This is a genomic window from Pseudoalteromonas sp. 0802 (assembly GCF_013350085.1).
Taxonomy (GTDB): domain Bacteria; phylum Pseudomonadota; class Gammaproteobacteria; order Enterobacterales; family Alteromonadaceae; genus Pseudoalteromonas.
In genome coordinates this window covers 369876-383878 of sequence record NZ_JABVXE010000002.1, presented here as the reverse complement: position 1 = coordinate 383878, position 14003 = coordinate 369876, and the positions used below count along the sequence as shown (strand labels likewise).

Here is a 14003-nt window from a genome sequence, read left to right as displayed (position 1 = left end):
TTAGGCTTTGATCTCATAGCAAGGAATATACTTACTGCCAGGCAACTTCATTCGGCCTTGCTCAACAAATGCTGCCAGTAGTTTGTCCATATCAGCCATAAGCGCAGGTTCACCACTTAGCACAAATCGGCCATGTTGTTTGATGGCTTGTAAGCCTTCGTCTTTAACATTACCAGCTACAATGCCTGAAAACGCACGGCGTAAATTAGCTGCGAGTTGCTGAGTTGGTTGATCTAAATGTAAATCTAAGCTCGACATATTAGCATGAGTTGGTGCAAACGGCTGTTGGAAATCATGATCGATTTTTAGTGTCCAATTAAAGTAGTAGGCATCACCTTGGCTCTTGCGGTATTCGCGCACTTCCACCATCTTCTCTTTAAGCGTTTTACCAACGCGTTCTGGATCATCGATGATCACTTCAAACTTATCTAGCGCCGCTTTACCAAGCGTTTTTTCAACGAATTTACACAGCTCAATAAAGTAGTTTTCACTTTCTTTAGGACCAGTAAGGATCACTGGTAAACATTGTTTTTCGTTATCTGGGTGTAGCAAAATACCTAAAAGGTATAACAGCTCTTCTGCGGTACCCGCCCCACCTGGGAAGATTATAATGCCATGGGCTGTACGAATAAAAGCCTCTAAACGCTTTTCGATATCAGGCAAAATCACCAGCTCATTTACAATCGGGTTAGGTGGCTCAGCGGCAATAATACTTGGCTCGGTTAAACCTAAGTAACGATTATTAGTAATACGTTGCTTGGCATGGCCAATAGTGGCACCTTTCATTGGGCCTTTCATTGCACCAGGGCCACAGCCGGTACAAATGTTTAAGCCACGAAGGCCAAGCTCATAGCCAACTTGTTTGGTATATTTGTATTCCACTTCGTTAATAGAGTGGCCGCCCCAACAAACTATCATGCTTGGGTCACTATTTACTCTCAATGCGCCTGCGTTTCGCAGCATATCGAATACCATATGAGTAATGGCTTTTTGTTCTGTTAAATCTTTTTCGTACTTTTGACAAATAAACAGAATATCGCGAATAACCGAGAAGATATGTTCATGAATACCGGTAATAATTTCGCCGTCAACAAAGGCGGATTCGGGTGGATTTTCAAGTTCGATCTTAATCCCGCGTTCGCGGCTTAATAAGCGAATATCAAAGTCTTCGTATTTATTGTAAATTTCAGAGCTTGAATCGGTGTGGCTGCCCACATTGAGAACCGCGAGCACACAGTTCCTAAATAATTTATAGCGCTCGCTGGTGGATGATTGTTCGAGTAGATCAACTTCTAGTTGCGATAGTAAATCCAGTACACCTGTAGGATTCAGTTGTTTTAACATAAGCACTCTCCCGGCTCGTCTATGAGCCTTTATCATTGTGTGTCAAAGACCTCACATACTAGATGAGGCCTTTATTTGCTAATGCAAACTTTATTTCGTCCCTCGTTCTTAGCTTTGTATAGTGCTTCATCTGCACGGTCAAAGGCAATCAGCGGGGTATCACCTTTTTTCAACTGGGTTGCACCAAGAGAAATGGTGATTTCTACTTGCTTATTTTTAAATTTAAACGGAATGCCTTGAATTGTTTTGCGCAGTTTTTCAAGTGGCACAGCGGCATTTTCAATCGACATTCCACTCATTAATAACACAAACTCTTCGCCGCCGTAACGGGAAATAAAGTCTGATTTACGAATTGATTTTTGTAATGCTTTAGCAATTACTTGCAGTGTTTTATCACCAGCACTGTGGCCATATTGGTCATTGATTGATTTAAAGTGGTCTACATCAATCACTACAAAGGTGATATCTGATTCTTGCACATTAAATAAGTTAAATTCATGGTTAAAGCGTTCATCAAATGCAGCACGGTTTGGCAACTTAGTTAGGCCATCGAGTAAGCTTTTAAAGCGCTGCTCATTTAGGCGCTGCTTATAGGTAGAAAGCTTGGTTTCTAAATGACTAATGCGGCTATTAATATCGTTAAAGCTAGCGAGTAAGTTTTCGCGTTCGGTTTGTTCTAGCTTTTCTTTCGCAATTAAATCATCACTTAATGATTTTAATTCTTCTTCTACAAGCTCTTTAAGCGAAGAAATAGATGTCGCTTGCTGTGTTTGCGTATGCAGGTTTTTAATTTTGCTTTCGATTTGCTTGTTAAGCGTGTCGTATTCAGCGCTCAGAGATTCTGAATGCTTGCTGGTAGAAACAATGGAATGATGTAAATCTTCGATTGTTTGATTTAATGAGATCAAAAAGCTTTGCGCTGATTGGCGCTCTTTGCTCATATTGCGCGTAACGATGCTGATAATATTCAGTGCAGAATCAAGCAGATCGTCAACACTATCATTGTGGGTTATTTTACTTTTGATAGTCTTAATTTGCTCGGCACTTTCATCTTCGAGCACTAAGTCATTGGCAAGAGAAAGCAGCTGTGTGGCAAGCTCTGGTCTTATTTGCGCCTCAGCTGTATTTGTTGTTGCAAGCTTGGCTTGTAAGGCTTGATGATAAATTAAAATCAGCTTCGAAAGTAGTGGCACAAAGTCATGATTAGACTGAATATTATTTAATTCGTGATCGAGTAAGTAACGTAGCGAACGACGTGCATCATCAGGCAAGCCTCGTACTTTTTGCAGCTGCTTGCCTGCGTCAGTGACGCTTTCATTTAGCTCACGTTGCAGTGCCATTTGCTTAGTTTCTTGTTGTTTTAACAGGCCAAGCACATCATCGATAAAGGGGGTGAGTAATTCGAATTTAACCCCTTTTTTAAGGGCATTTCTAAATTTTGCTAAACGATTGTCTAGTTCAATGTCTAGTCCTTTACAGCTTAGCGATAGTTTCGCTGCAAACTGAGAAAGAACTTCAACTTGATGTTTGCGCGCATCTTCGACCACTGTTCGAGCGTCGATCGCTTGCTTTAACTTTTTATTAAGAACATCATGCTGTTGCTGCACCTAGTAATACCGCCATCAAAATTCAAATTTCTATTAGCTAAGTTTACAACAAATTAATACGAAATGTAGGTTCCAAGTCAAAAACTTAGCTATTTTGTCTATCAAACTTGTTGCAATGGCTGTTTATCGGTTTTTAATTCACATTTTTTCTCGCAATTGTTAGGCTGTTTCGCAATTTTGATAGTAATAAAAAGAGTTGTTATGAAAAAGTTTTTGGCAATGTCTATTTTGGCGGCCTGTTCTAGCAGTGCGTTTGCAGATGTGAACTACTCACTGTCTATCACTCAGCCTGAGCACCATTTAGGTAATGTAAGTGTTGAGTTTCCGCAAACAGCACAAGCACATTTAGATATTAAACTTCCAGCTTGGCGTACTGGCCGTTACGAAATTTTAAATCTTGCCAATGGCGTGCGCTTTTTCGAAGCAAAAGATGATGATGGTAAGGCTTTAAAGTGGGAAAAAATTGACCACAGCACTTGGCGTGTTCATCTAAACGAACCTACTCAAGTCAATGTAGATTACCAAGTTTACGCTAACGAGCTAGGTAAACGTGCTCGTCATATTGATGACAGTCATGCCTTCATTGATGCATCTGGCTTTTTCATGTTCAGCGAATCATTCCGCCAAGACCCAGTTAAAGTTGAGCTAAATGTACCAAAAGAATGGCGCTCAGTATCGGGTATGGAAAATGCGGGTTCTAAACACAGTTTTAAGGCCGCTGATTACGATATTTTAGTTGATTCACCAATCGAAACAGGTATCAATGAGCTACACAAGTTCACTGTTGATGGTCGTGAATACGAACTCGTTATTTGGGGTGAAGGCAACTACGATGTAGAACAAATGCTAACTGACCTTAAAAAGCTAGTGACAACGGGTAACGTAATTTGGGATAACTACCCGTATGAGCGTTACGTATTTATGGTGCATGCTACGTCAGGAGCAGGCGGTGCAACAGAGCATTTAAATTCAACCATTATCCAGCGCCCACGTGACCGTTTTGGTTCTCGTAAAGATTACCTTGCGTTTATCAGCACCGCAGCTCACGAATTTATTCACACTTGGAACGTAAAAGCATACCGCCCTAAAGGTATCGCGCCGTATGACTACACCAATATTAACTACGCGAAAACATTATGGATTGCAGAGGGCTCAACCAGCTACTTTGAAGATCACTTAATGGTGCGCGCTGGCATTGAAACAACTGATGAGTTCTTCGGTACGTTAACGAAAACCGTTAATCGTCATTTACAAACACCGGGTCGCGAAGTACAAAGTGCAACCGAAACAAGCTTTGATAAGTGGATCAACCAAGGCGGCGACCACGCTCGCAACTACAGCACCAATATCTATTTAGAAGGTTCATTGATTTCAATGGCACTTGATATTGATTTGCTAGAAAAAAGCGATGGCAAAATCAGTTACCGCGACGTTCACCGCGCGCTTTACAACAAGCATCGTTTACCAGATGGTTTTACGCCAGATGATGTTAAAGCAATTTTAAAAGAGCTCACAGGTCGTGATTACAGCGCTTGGTGGCAAGCGAATGTGGATGAGCCAGCTGCTATCGACTTTGATGAGCTACTTGCAAAAGTAGGCTTAGGTTTAATTCGCCCTGAAGGCGCAAAATCAGTACCTAGTATTGATTCGTTTGCAAAAAACAGCGGTGAGTTATTAACCCTAACTCATGTTCGCCGTGGTGGCGCTGCATGGCAAGCGGGCTTAACGACTGATGACAAAATCGTGGCGTTTAACAAAAAGCATGTTGGTAAAGATTTAACAGCCAGCCTTGAAACGTTTAAAGCAGGCGACACAGTGACTGTTGATTTCATTAGACGCGATGCATTACAAAGCACAACGCTAACACTTAGCGAAGACTTTGATAAAGAGAAAAAGGTCAAAGCATTAAAAGATGCAACACCAGCTCAAATGGCATTGTTTAAAGCATGGATGGGTGTTGACCACCCAAATCAAGCTAAATAACAGCCAAGCAAAATAAATCGTTAATGATTTTTGATTGGTAAGAGAGGAGCTGCGGCTCCTTTCTTTTTGTTTGGTACTTGCTGCGTTTTTACAAACTGCTTAGTGTATTTTGCGTTTAGTAGTGCACTTTGTAGCTGTTGTTTTTTACGTCGCCAAAACGACTTTTTAACTTTTACTGATCTATCACGAATATCACTTTGTGAATTATCAGGTTGTGATACCGGGTAGGGCAGCAAAGAGTATCCATAAACACCGGTTTCCCACACGTGCTGTAAATCGCAGTCAACGGGGCGGCCAAATATGGCTGTGGCTTTTAATAGCGCTTTTGCACCTTCAAAACTAACAGCAGTTGCACAGCAGCCAGACATAAGCTTTTTATGAATAACTAAGTGTTGCTCATCAGCAAGGGGCTTTGTAAAGGCAATTTCCCGATTTCGGTCTTTATAAGCGGCCAATTTTATTAGCTGCCAAGGCTGTTTTAATGTACTAATGTTTTCAATTGCACTGTGAATAGAGCGGTCGAGAACAAAGTCATCTTCTAAAATAATGGCGTAATCTAATTGCCTATCGACAATGGTTTGCCATGCTTTTCTGTGACTCAGGTAACAGCCAATTTCACCTTTACTCAATGGCTTATGGTATTTTTTTATATTTAAATCAGCACTATAGTGCTTGGCTATCTCTGTATCAGACAGCTCTCTTCCATCAATTGCATCAAGGCGTTCAAATGCCAAATTTTGTGCGTTGAGCTCATGGCTAACACGGTTTAATCGTTCAGTAGAGCTTGCTAAGTTAATTACAAAAATAGCGGTCATTATCGTTACCTGATGGTCAGTTTGAATCAGGCTAACAAGCTTTAATGACGCTTGGGTGTCAGAACTATTTCGCTTTTATGTCAGGGCGAGGAGTATTTAAAATCGCTTGCTTTTCTTGCTCGGATAAAATGATCCAATCAAAAATTTCATCATTACTGCGACCACAGCCAGTGCAATAACCATTTAGCCGATGACATTGACCGATGCAATCTGTTTTAAATTGACTGGTTGGTTTTTTTGAATTTGTCATAGTGATGTGAAGGCTAATATAGCCTTCATGAGTGTATTACTTACCTTCAATTGGCTTACCAATTTCAAGCGTGGTAGACCAAGGCTGTTTGCGTGATAGGGTTTTACCCGAATGAATTGAGATAACAGGGTTGTTTTCGTCAAGCACAAACGTGGTGCGTAACGATTCAGCTGACTCTTTTTGTGTTTGGTGCCAATTATTACCCGCTAAACAAGCTTGGGTAAAATTAACTGCACGAGTGTGATCAGCGACAGCTTGTTGCTGTTGCTCGTAGTTGCCAACACAGCGGTAGGTAACATTGTCTTTATCAAGCGCCGTGATTTGACAGTTATCGGCAATAAGGTTGTATTTCGCTGTCCATGTTTCCATGTATTTAGTATTTACACGGTTACGTTTTAAGCCTTCAAAGCGGTTGTCGTAAGCACCTAATAGGGCGTTGATTTTCTCGCAAGGGGTTAGGTTATCAATGGCCGCTTGTTGTTCAGTTGTTAGTCCTGTACAACCAGTTAAAACAAGGCCAGTTAGTAAGGCGGCGAGTGGCTTTTTCATATCAGGCTATCCTTTTAAATAGCAGTTCCTTAAACGTTTCCTAAAGGATACCTAAGCCCTTGTAAAAATGCTAATAAAGATTGGTAATTAGAATTTAAAATGCCTTCGCAAAGGAAGGCATTATAGTTGCTAAAAACTATAAAAGCGTGAGCTTACATCTTGGTTTTGCCTGCAATGTTGGTTACTTTTACTGAGCCAGAGCCATCACTTAGTAACTCAAAGTTTGCTGCAGTATCAACGCGAATGCTGCCTGAGCCATCTGAAACGACAACATCACCCGAAATATCATTTAAGTCGATACCGCCTGAGCCATCATGTACTTCAATATTGCCCTGTGCGTTGGCAACATCAATATTACCTGAGCCGTCATGAATTTTAATATCACGGCTGATATTACGTGCCTCTATGCTACCCGAACCATCATTGATTTCTAATGTGCCTGTAATGTCATTTGCGGTAATTGAACCTGAACCATCGTTGATCACAGTATTCGCAACTTTGCTAATGATAATTTCACCAGAGCCATCGTGCACATTTACATTAAATGAGCGAGGGATAGCAACGGTTAAATCAATGCGAGTTTGCTTATTGGTGTGGTAATCGCACTGGCCTGCACTAAGCGCTGCGTTATTGCCTTTGGCTTCAAGGTTTAAGCAGTATTCATCATGAGGCTTTTCTTGATAAATCTCGGCTTTAACGGTTACTTCATCACTGTCACTACCGGTAATGTGTAAAAAACCAGAGCCTGCTTCTACTTTTAAAGCGCTTAATGAGGCTGCATCTAGCGTTAGGTTTTTAGTTTCTTGTAGTGGCATATCACCCCAAGCAAATGTTTGTGCTGATAATAAGCCTGCGGCAATGAGTGAAAGCGTTTTTACTGTACTTAACATGGTTCTTCCCTTTCATATGTGTGGTGTTATTAGCTTAGTCGTAGGTGCTGATAAAAAAGGTTTAAAGGCTTTAAAAACTTTTTTTACACAAATAGGCAAGAAAGCGCGAGCTTCAGGCATTTATGGTTTTTAACTATGCTTTAGACTGAAATAGTAGACCATAACCTAAGCAAGCCAAGGAGAAACATATGAGTGATTCAGCGCAAACAAACGATATGCAAGTAATTAAGTCAGGTTCTCAAGATCCAATTGCAGGGCCAGCAGAATGTTTCACAGGTAAAGTGCAAATCAGTACTTTATTTAATGCACCAGCACCTGCCCGCGTTGGTGTTGCTGTGGTGGAGTTTTCAAAAGGAGCTCGCACAAATTGGCATTCTCATCCACTCGGCCAAGTTTTATTAGTTACAGAAGGTCAAGGTTGGACACAGTGTGAGGGTGGTGAGAAAACAGTCATCAATCCAGGTGATTTAATTTGGTGTAATTGCGGGAAGCGACACTGGCATGGTGCGACTGCTGATAGTGCAATGAAGCATGTAGCAGTTCAAGAAGCACTCGATGGTAAACCTGTTGACTGGTTCGAAGCTGTTTCAGATGAAGATTATTTAGCATAAGGTACATTGAGATGTGTGACAAACATGAAACGCAAGACTTATCACGTCGTAATTTTATTAAAACGAGTTCAGCTTTAGGTGCAGGCCTGTTATTAGGTGGCTTTGCGGCGCCTTCATTTGCAGCATCATCTGAGCAGCTTGCAAATGGCAATATAAAATCTCGTGGCTATGCGGCTTTTGATAATTCAGGCTTACTAAAACCATGGGAGTTCGAAAGACGCCCAGTAGGCGATAACGATATTTTAATCGAAATTAAATTCGCCAGTATTTGCCACTCAGATATTCATCAGATGAAAGGGCATTGGGGCGCACAGCAATACCCTCAAGTACCAGGTCATGAAATTGCAGGTATCGTAACAGCAGTCGGTAAGAATGTGACTAAGTTTAAAGTGGGCGACCGTGCTGGTGTAGGCTGTATGGTTGATAGCTGTCTTGACTGTAATAGCTGTAAAGATCAAGGCGAGCAATATTGCCCAGAAACAAAATTCACTTATGGCTACCCTGATGAACGCTCACCGACGGGTAGCACACAAGGTGGTTACTCGAATAACATTGTTGTTCGCGATCATTTTGCAGTGCATATTCCTGAAAACATTAGTTTAGAGCATGCTGCTCCTTTATTATGTGCCGGCATTACAACGTATTCTCCGCTGCTTAAATTTAATTTGAAAAAAGGCGATAAAATAGGTGTTGTTGGTATTGGTGGACTTGGTCACTTAGCTGTTAAATTGGCTGTGTCACAAGGTGCTGATGTCTATGCGTTCACAAGCTCAAAAGATAAAGTAGCCGATATTAAAGCCTTTGGCGCTAAAGTGGTTGTTGTTGACGGTGAAGACGCTTACAACGAGCATAAGTCGCAGCTTGATTATTTAATTAATACCTTGCCAGTGAAATATGATATCGCTAAATATGCATCACTAGTAAAACCATTCGGCACGTATACCCAAGTGGGTATGCCAGAAGAGTTTTCATTAAACATGAATGCATTAGCATTGGCTGCAAGCCGCGTAAACTTTAATGCTTCGTTAATTGGTGATATGCAAGAAACGCAAGAAGTTGTTGATTACTGTGCTAAGAATAATATTCTGCCAGCAACCCAGTTAATCAAAGCCTCTGAAATCAATAATGCATGGCAAAGCGTGGTGGATAAAAAAGCGCGCTATCGTTATGTAATTGATGCCTCAACATTTTAAATAATTTTTAGATTGAGTAAGCCAAACGCCATACCCAGTATGGCGTTTTTTGTTGTTCCTTTTTTATTCGGTGATTTATCGCTTAAAGAGCGAATACTGCCGTAAAAACATATCATTATTTTTTTCTTTTGCTAACTTAAACTCTTTGGCCCCTCAAGGAGTAATAATGAAAAAAATAACCTTACTAAGTACGTTGTTGTGCTCCAGCTTTTTTGTTTGTAGCGAAGAAACAGATACAACCTTGAACGCTTATGCCGCTGGGTACGTCGCCAATTTTACCTGTAGTGCCACGTTTAACGCTGGCAAAAGCAAAGATCAAATCAATATAGATGAACTTACCGGTATTTATCCTTTAATTGCAGATACTGTAAAAACACTAAAAGCGAACATTGATACTGAGCATAAACGAGTCATTGTTGATTACGATAAAGATAAGCAACGTATATCGGTGTGGCGGCCTCGTTTAGGCTGTGTTGATTTACCCGTAGGGGCAAGCCTGAAAGCTGCAACACTCGTGCAAGCACCGTTTAAAGAAAACTTAGCCTACCAAAAGGATGATGGTAAGCCTTGGCAAATGCTAAATGGTGTTAATAAAGCGACGGGCAATAAGGCGCTTGATGAGGTTATTGCACAGGCTTTTACTCGTCATTATGGTGAAGGCGCACGAACTTCAGCAATTTTAATAGCAAGCCCTGAGGCGATTATAGCAGAGCAATATAAAGCAGGTTTTACACCTGAAACTGCCCAGCGTACTTGGTCTGTTGCAAAAAGTATTGGCGCAAGCATTATTGGTGTTGCGGTAGCGCAAAAGCGACTTGATGTTACAAAGCCTGCGGGGCTTGAAAGCTGGTCTCATCCGCTTGACCCACGTGGCGAAATTACCCTTGAAAACTTACTTCACATGGCATCAGGTTTAGACAGTAATAAAGCGGGCAATCGTACAGATCGTGTCTATATGGGTGGCGGTTTAGTGTCTGATACTGCGACTCATACTGCGTTAGAAGTAAAGCCTGGTAGCCGTTGGAAATACGCCAATAACGACACCATGTTAGCGCTACGTACCTTACGAGAAACGTTCAACGATGAAGCGAGCTATTTGCGTTATCCATATGACAATTTACTCGATAAAATCGGCATGCAGCACACGTTTTTAGAGTCAGATTGGCAAAGTGACTTTATTTTGTCATCGCAAGTGTGGACTACTTCTCGTGATCTTGCTCGCTTGGGGCTATTACACCTGAATAATGGCCGCTGGCAAGGTGAGCAAATATTACCAAAAGGCTGGTTAAGTTATATTAGTAAACCTGCCTCAGCTCAACCCCCAGAAACGGCACCGGGGTACGGCGCACAGTGGTGGCTTTATAACGAACGTTTTCCTGAGTTACCAAACGATACCATTGCAGCGCGAGGCAATCGTGGTCAATTTTTAGTGATCATTCCAAGCGAGCAGTTAGTGATTGTTAGGCGAGGGTACGACCTTGCAGGGCTTAAAGGCTTTAGTGAGCATGATTTTGCTCGTGATGTTTTAAAAGCACTGGGCAGATAAAGTCAGGCAATAAAAAAGCTGCTTTGTGGCGTACAGAAGCAGCTTTGCTAACTGGAGAGTTAGTATCTACTACAAGGGCTCTATAGTGACATCAGCTTGGCCTAAACTTTTAAAAAACTGACTATCGCCCGTTATTTTGCCAAGTTTTATAAGACCATTTGCATAACTCTGCTGCTTATAAAAGAGCGCAAGGTTACCCCAAGGTGCGTAATAAGTGATGTCTCCTGCGCCGGCATCGGTGCCAGCAGGTAAGCCTTGTAGGTTTAATTTCTCTGGTAAAGTGGCAATTTTCTCAGCATTGGCGAAGTCTTCTACTTTTAAAGTCAATGGTAGAAGTTGATAAAAATGCTTAGCGGCATTGTTACTTTCTAGAGTCGCTTGCATAGTTTTGCCGTTACTGGTGAACTTTATTTGCATTTCACTTACCATCTTTACTGCTTTTTTAAATATTGCTTATCTGTTACTGGCTCTAACCAATCAACAACCTTACCGTCTTTTGATTCTTGAATAGCTAAGTGCATCATGGCTGTTTTATCTGTAGCACCGTGCCAATGTTTAACATTAGCAGGAATATGTACAACGTCACCTGGTTTTATAACCTGAGGTTGTCCATGCCACTGATTAACCCAGCCCATACCTGATGTAACAATTAAGGTTTGGCCAACAGGGTGGGTGTGCCAGTTTGTTCGAGCGCCGGGCTCAAACGTTACCATGGCACCAGCGGCTTTCGCTTCGCCATGAGCTTGGAAACTAGGCTCGACGCGTACTTTGCCCGTGAAATACTTGTCGAGCCCAGTCATTGGGTACTGAGTGCCATTTTTTTGCACTGTGATTTGCGGTAATTCTAAACGTTGTGAAGAGGCGTTTTCTGCATGACTAAATGCACTCATCGTTAAGATAAGGGTACCGATAATATACTTCATACTTTTCTCCATGTGTTTGTAACCGAACGAATCTTCATTTTGGCTAAAAACTGTGCCTTTAAAAAGTACAATGCACGCAAGTTATTGCCTATTAGTCCGAGGCGGCAAATTTATCACTGGTCAATATTGTATAACCGAGCGTATAGTTAAGTATCTTTAATTTAATTGGGTTGGTTATGCATTCAGATTATGATGCTGTTGCTAAAATGAGCGCCGCTTTAGCAGATAAGATTGCGCCGCTTATCGGTCAGCAAGAAACCGCTGATAGCGTGATTGAGGATTTGTTTTTTTATCGACAAACACAGGCTGCCACCTCTTGTTCAATGTGTGTGGTTGAACCAAGTATTGCACTGGTGCTACAAGGGGCAAAAAGCATGACCTTGGGCGAAGATGTGTTCAAGTATGACCCACACAAGTATTTGATTACCTCTATTGATTTGCCTGCAAAAATGCAAGTTCTTGAAGCAAAAGACGACGCACCTTATTTAGGCTTAGTGTTAAAGCTTGATTTGGCTATGTTAGGTGAACTGATTTCGCAAATACCGCTCGACAAATTAAACAAGCAATCACTCAATAAGGGAATGACCTTAGGTGAGATGACAGAGCCGCTACTTAACGCTTTTACACGATTAATTGATCTGGTTGATGATCCTGAGTCTATGCCAGTGCTTGCGCCATTAATTAAACGCGAAATTTTTTGGCGTGTACTTAACAGTGAGCATGGGGCAGAGCTTCGCCATATAGTGTCAACAGGTAGCCAAGGGCTGAGAATTGCTCGTAGTGTTAAGTGGTTAAAAGAAAACTATGATCAACCCTTGAGTGTAGAGGACTTAGCGGGTCTTGCGAAAATGAGTAAATCGACTTTCCATCATCATTTTCGAGATCTAACTTCAATGAGTCCGTTGCAATATCAAAAGCGTTTAAGGTTAATGGAAGCAAGAAGGTTGATGGTTGGCGAGAGTATGGATGCCTCAGGTGCTGCTTTTAAGGTTGGCTACGAAAGCCCCTCACAGTTTTCTCGCGAGTATTCTCGGTTTTTTGGTTTATCACCAAAACGAGATGTTGAGGCGTTTTTAGCAACGGCTAAATAGCCGGCTACATATAATACCAATGGGCAATAATAGTTAATTAAGCGAATTGGTATAAAAAACGAATGGGCATATCCCTATGTCCCATTCGTTACCATGACACGTTTTAGTTAAAGACTTGCTTTGAAAAATTCAGCAATTTTAGTGAATGGAATTAAACCCACATCATCATATAAATCAACATGACCTGCATTTGGTACAACCAATAATTGTTTAGGTTCAGCAGCTAAATCATAGGCTTGTTGGCTAAACTCAAATGAGTGAGCGTGTTCACCAGCAACAAACAGCAATGGACGTGGTGAAATAGTCTCAATATCGTTAAATGGATAAAAGTTCATAAAACGCACATTGCTGCTTAATGTTGGGTGTGTTGTTAAATCTGCTGATGAACGCTCTGGTGTATATTCACCACGCTCAGTGCGGTAAAAGTCATAAAACTCTTTTGCAATTGGGTGTGAGCTTTCATCAATGTGATGGGGGCAGCCGCCAGTGTATTGTACTTCGCCACCAAGGTACTCAACATTACGCTGCTCTGCAGCCTCATCGAGCATATCTTTACGCATATCAAGATCAATAGAGTTGCCTAAACCATTGCGCGTTGCGCCACCCATGTCATACATACTAACTGTTGCCACAGCTTTGATACGTGGGTCAATTTTTGCGGCACTAATGATGAAACCACCACTACCACATACACCTAAACCACCAATGCTTTCTTTGTTGACGTATGAACGGCTAGCAAGGTAATCGACACCGGCACTGAATGACTCTGCGTATAAATCAGGTAGTACAGTATTACGTGGTTCGCCGTCACTTTCGCCCCAGAAGCTAAGATCAACTGCCAAAGTTACAAAGCCTAGCTCTGCAAGTTTAGTTGCATATAAAGTAGCACTTTGCTCTTTTACCGCACCCATAGGATGACCAATTACAAGTGCCGGAAGATTCGCACCTTTCTCTGCATTTTTAGGTGTAAAAAGATTACCGACTACATTCATTTGTAATTGGTTTTTGAAAATTACTTTTTCAAAGTTAACAGCATCGCTTTGGTAAAAATTATCAGTTGAGGTTGTCATAACTCTCTCCTATTTTTTGATTAACAGGGACTGCAATTTGTTTTCACAATGCAGCTTTGATGAGGTTATTGTCGGTTATTTGTGCAGTTTGGCGTTATATTAGAACAGTCGATTTATTGCCTAAAAGTGTC

General features: G+C 41.4%; 14 protein-coding genes. 5 read left to right on the top strand and 9 right to left on the bottom strand.

The features are described from left to right. Both ppnN and HUS61_RS06545 read right to left on the bottom strand, forming a co-directional pair. Window positions 1-1344 (bottom strand): nucleotide 5'-monophosphate nucleosidase PpnN, encoded by a 1344-nt coding sequence (ppnN, locus tag HUS61_RS06550; RefSeq protein WP_175080658.1) that lies wholly within the window; start codon window positions 1342-1344, stop codon window positions 1-3. 71 nt (window positions 1345-1415) lie between these two features. After that, a complete protein-coding gene (locus HUS61_RS06545; protein ID WP_175081574.1) occupies window positions 1416-2951 on the bottom strand; it encodes a GGDEF domain-containing protein in 1536 nt (511 codons plus the stop codon). Between the two features lie 201 nt (window positions 2952-3152). On the opposite strand from HUS61_RS06545, the gene HUS61_RS06540 reads away from it, so the two are divergent. Further along, complete coding sequence (locus HUS61_RS06540; protein ID WP_175080656.1) at window positions 3153-4934, top strand: M61 family metallopeptidase; 1782 nt, start codon at window positions 3153-3155, stop codon at window positions 4932-4934. A gap of 20 nt (window positions 4935-4954) precedes the next feature. On the opposite strand, the gene HUS61_RS06535 is transcribed toward HUS61_RS06540, so the two are convergent. From HUS61_RS06535 to HUS61_RS06520, 4 genes are all read right to left on the bottom strand, one after another. After that, complete coding sequence (locus HUS61_RS06535; protein WP_175080655.1) at window positions 4955-5749, bottom strand: glycosyltransferase family 25 protein; 795 nt, start codon at window positions 5747-5749, stop codon at window positions 4955-4957. Window positions 5750-5813: 64 nt separating this feature from the next. After that, window positions 5814-5999: a DUF1289 domain-containing protein gene (locus HUS61_RS06530; protein ID WP_138557701.1), complete on the bottom strand. Its 186-nt coding sequence runs from the start codon at window positions 5997-5999 to the stop codon at window positions 5814-5816. A 36-nt stretch (window positions 6000-6035) separates the two neighbouring features. Further along, a complete protein-coding gene (locus tag HUS61_RS06525) occupies window positions 6036-6548 on the bottom strand; it encodes a hypothetical protein (RefSeq protein ID WP_175081573.1) in 513 nt (170 codons plus the stop codon). 152 nt (window positions 6549-6700) lie between these two features. Continuing rightward, window positions 6701-7438: a hypothetical protein gene (locus HUS61_RS06520; RefSeq protein WP_175080653.1), complete on the bottom strand. Its 738-nt coding sequence runs from the start codon at window positions 7436-7438 to the stop codon at window positions 6701-6703. A gap of 188 nt (window positions 7439-7626) precedes the next feature. Between HUS61_RS06520 and HUS61_RS06515 the strand changes: the two genes are divergently transcribed. The 3 genes from HUS61_RS06515 (at window position 7627) to HUS61_RS06505 (ending at window position 10788) form a co-directional block, all read left to right on the top strand. Continuing rightward, the gene (locus HUS61_RS06515; protein ID WP_055021700.1) at window positions 7627-8049 is read left to right on the top strand and encodes a cupin domain-containing protein; all 423 of its coding nucleotides are present in this window, start codon (window positions 7627-7629) and stop codon (window positions 8047-8049) included. 11 nt (window positions 8050-8060) lie between these two features. Beyond that, window positions 8061-9242, top strand: a complete 1182-nt coding sequence (locus HUS61_RS06510) for an NAD(P)-dependent alcohol dehydrogenase (protein WP_175081572.1) — start codon at window positions 8061-8063, stop codon at window positions 9240-9242. Window positions 9243-9408: 166 nt separating this feature from the next. Next, on the top strand, window positions 9409-10788 hold the full coding sequence (locus HUS61_RS06505) for a serine hydrolase (RefSeq protein WP_175081571.1): 1380 nt from the start codon (window positions 9409-9411) through the stop codon (window positions 10786-10788). A 69-nt stretch (window positions 10789-10857) separates the two neighbouring features. On the opposite strand, the gene HUS61_RS06500 is transcribed toward HUS61_RS06505, so the two are convergent. Both HUS61_RS06500 and HUS61_RS06495 read right to left on the bottom strand, forming a co-directional pair. Beyond that, entirely contained in the window at window positions 10858-11205 is a 348-nt protein-coding gene (locus HUS61_RS06500) for a cyclophilin-like fold protein (RefSeq protein WP_175080651.1), read from the bottom strand. 14 nt (window positions 11206-11219) lie between these two features. Beyond that, window positions 11220-11711 (bottom strand): cupin domain-containing protein, encoded by a 492-nt coding sequence (locus HUS61_RS06495; protein ID WP_105181850.1) that lies wholly within the window; start codon window positions 11709-11711, stop codon window positions 11220-11222. Window positions 11712-11887: 176 nt separating this feature from the next. Between HUS61_RS06495 and HUS61_RS06490 the strand changes: the two genes are divergently transcribed. Beyond that, window positions 11888-12802 carry an AraC family transcriptional regulator gene (locus HUS61_RS06490; RefSeq protein WP_175081570.1) on the top strand — a complete coding sequence of 305 codons (915 nt, stop codon included), beginning with the start codon at window positions 11888-11890 and terminating at the stop codon, window positions 12800-12802. 107 nt (window positions 12803-12909) lie between these two features. Here HUS61_RS06490 and HUS61_RS06485 read toward each other — a convergent pair whose 3' ends face one another. Beyond that, window positions 12910-13872, bottom strand: a complete 963-nt coding sequence (locus HUS61_RS06485; protein WP_175081569.1) for an alpha/beta hydrolase — start codon at window positions 13870-13872, stop codon at window positions 12910-12912. Window positions 13873-14003 lie beyond the last annotated feature (131 nt).

What these genes read in the sequence shown, in the direction of transcription:
- HUS61_RS06535 (WP_175080655.1), bottom strand. Translation starts at nt 5,749, where the DNA reads ATGACCGCTATTTTTGTAATTAACTTAGCAAGCTCTACTGAACGATTA.
- ppnN (WP_175080658.1), bottom strand. Translation starts at nt 1,344, where the DNA reads ATGTTAAAACAACTGAATCCTACAGGTGTACTGGATTTACTATCGCAA.
- HUS61_RS06520 (WP_175080653.1), bottom strand. Translation starts at nt 7,438, where the DNA reads ATGTTAAGTACAGTAAAAACGCTTTCACTCATTGCCGCAGGCTTATTA.
- HUS61_RS06500 (WP_175080651.1), bottom strand. Translation starts at nt 11,205, where the DNA reads ATGCAAATAAAGTTCACCAGTAACGGCAAAACTATGCAAGCGACTCTA.
- HUS61_RS06495 (WP_105181850.1), bottom strand. Translation starts at nt 11,711, where the DNA reads ATGAAGTATATTATCGGTACCCTTATCTTAACGATGAGTGCATTTAGT.
- HUS61_RS06505 (WP_175081571.1), top strand. Translation starts at nt 9,409, where the DNA reads ATGAAAAAAATAACCTTACTAAGTACGTTGTTGTGCTCCAGCTTTTTT.
- HUS61_RS06490 (WP_175081570.1), top strand. Translation starts at nt 11,888, where the DNA reads ATGCATTCAGATTATGATGCTGTTGCTAAAATGAGCGCCGCTTTAGCA.
- HUS61_RS06525 (WP_175081573.1), bottom strand. Translation starts at nt 6,548, where the DNA reads ATGAAAAAGCCACTCGCCGCCTTACTAACTGGCCTTGTTTTAACTGGT.
- HUS61_RS06530 (WP_138557701.1), bottom strand. Translation starts at nt 5,999, where the DNA reads ATGACAAATTCAAAAAAACCAACCAGTCAATTTAAAACAGATTGCATC.
- HUS61_RS06540 (WP_175080656.1), top strand. Translation starts at nt 3,153, where the DNA reads ATGAAAAAGTTTTTGGCAATGTCTATTTTGGCGGCCTGTTCTAGCAGT.
- HUS61_RS06510 (WP_175081572.1), top strand. Translation starts at nt 8,061, where the DNA reads ATGTGTGACAAACATGAAACGCAAGACTTATCACGTCGTAATTTTATT.
- HUS61_RS06485 (WP_175081569.1), bottom strand. Translation starts at nt 13,872, where the DNA reads ATGACAACCTCAACTGATAATTTTTACCAAAGCGATGCTGTTAACTTT.
- HUS61_RS06515 (WP_055021700.1), top strand. Translation starts at nt 7,627, where the DNA reads ATGAGTGATTCAGCGCAAACAAACGATATGCAAGTAATTAAGTCAGGT.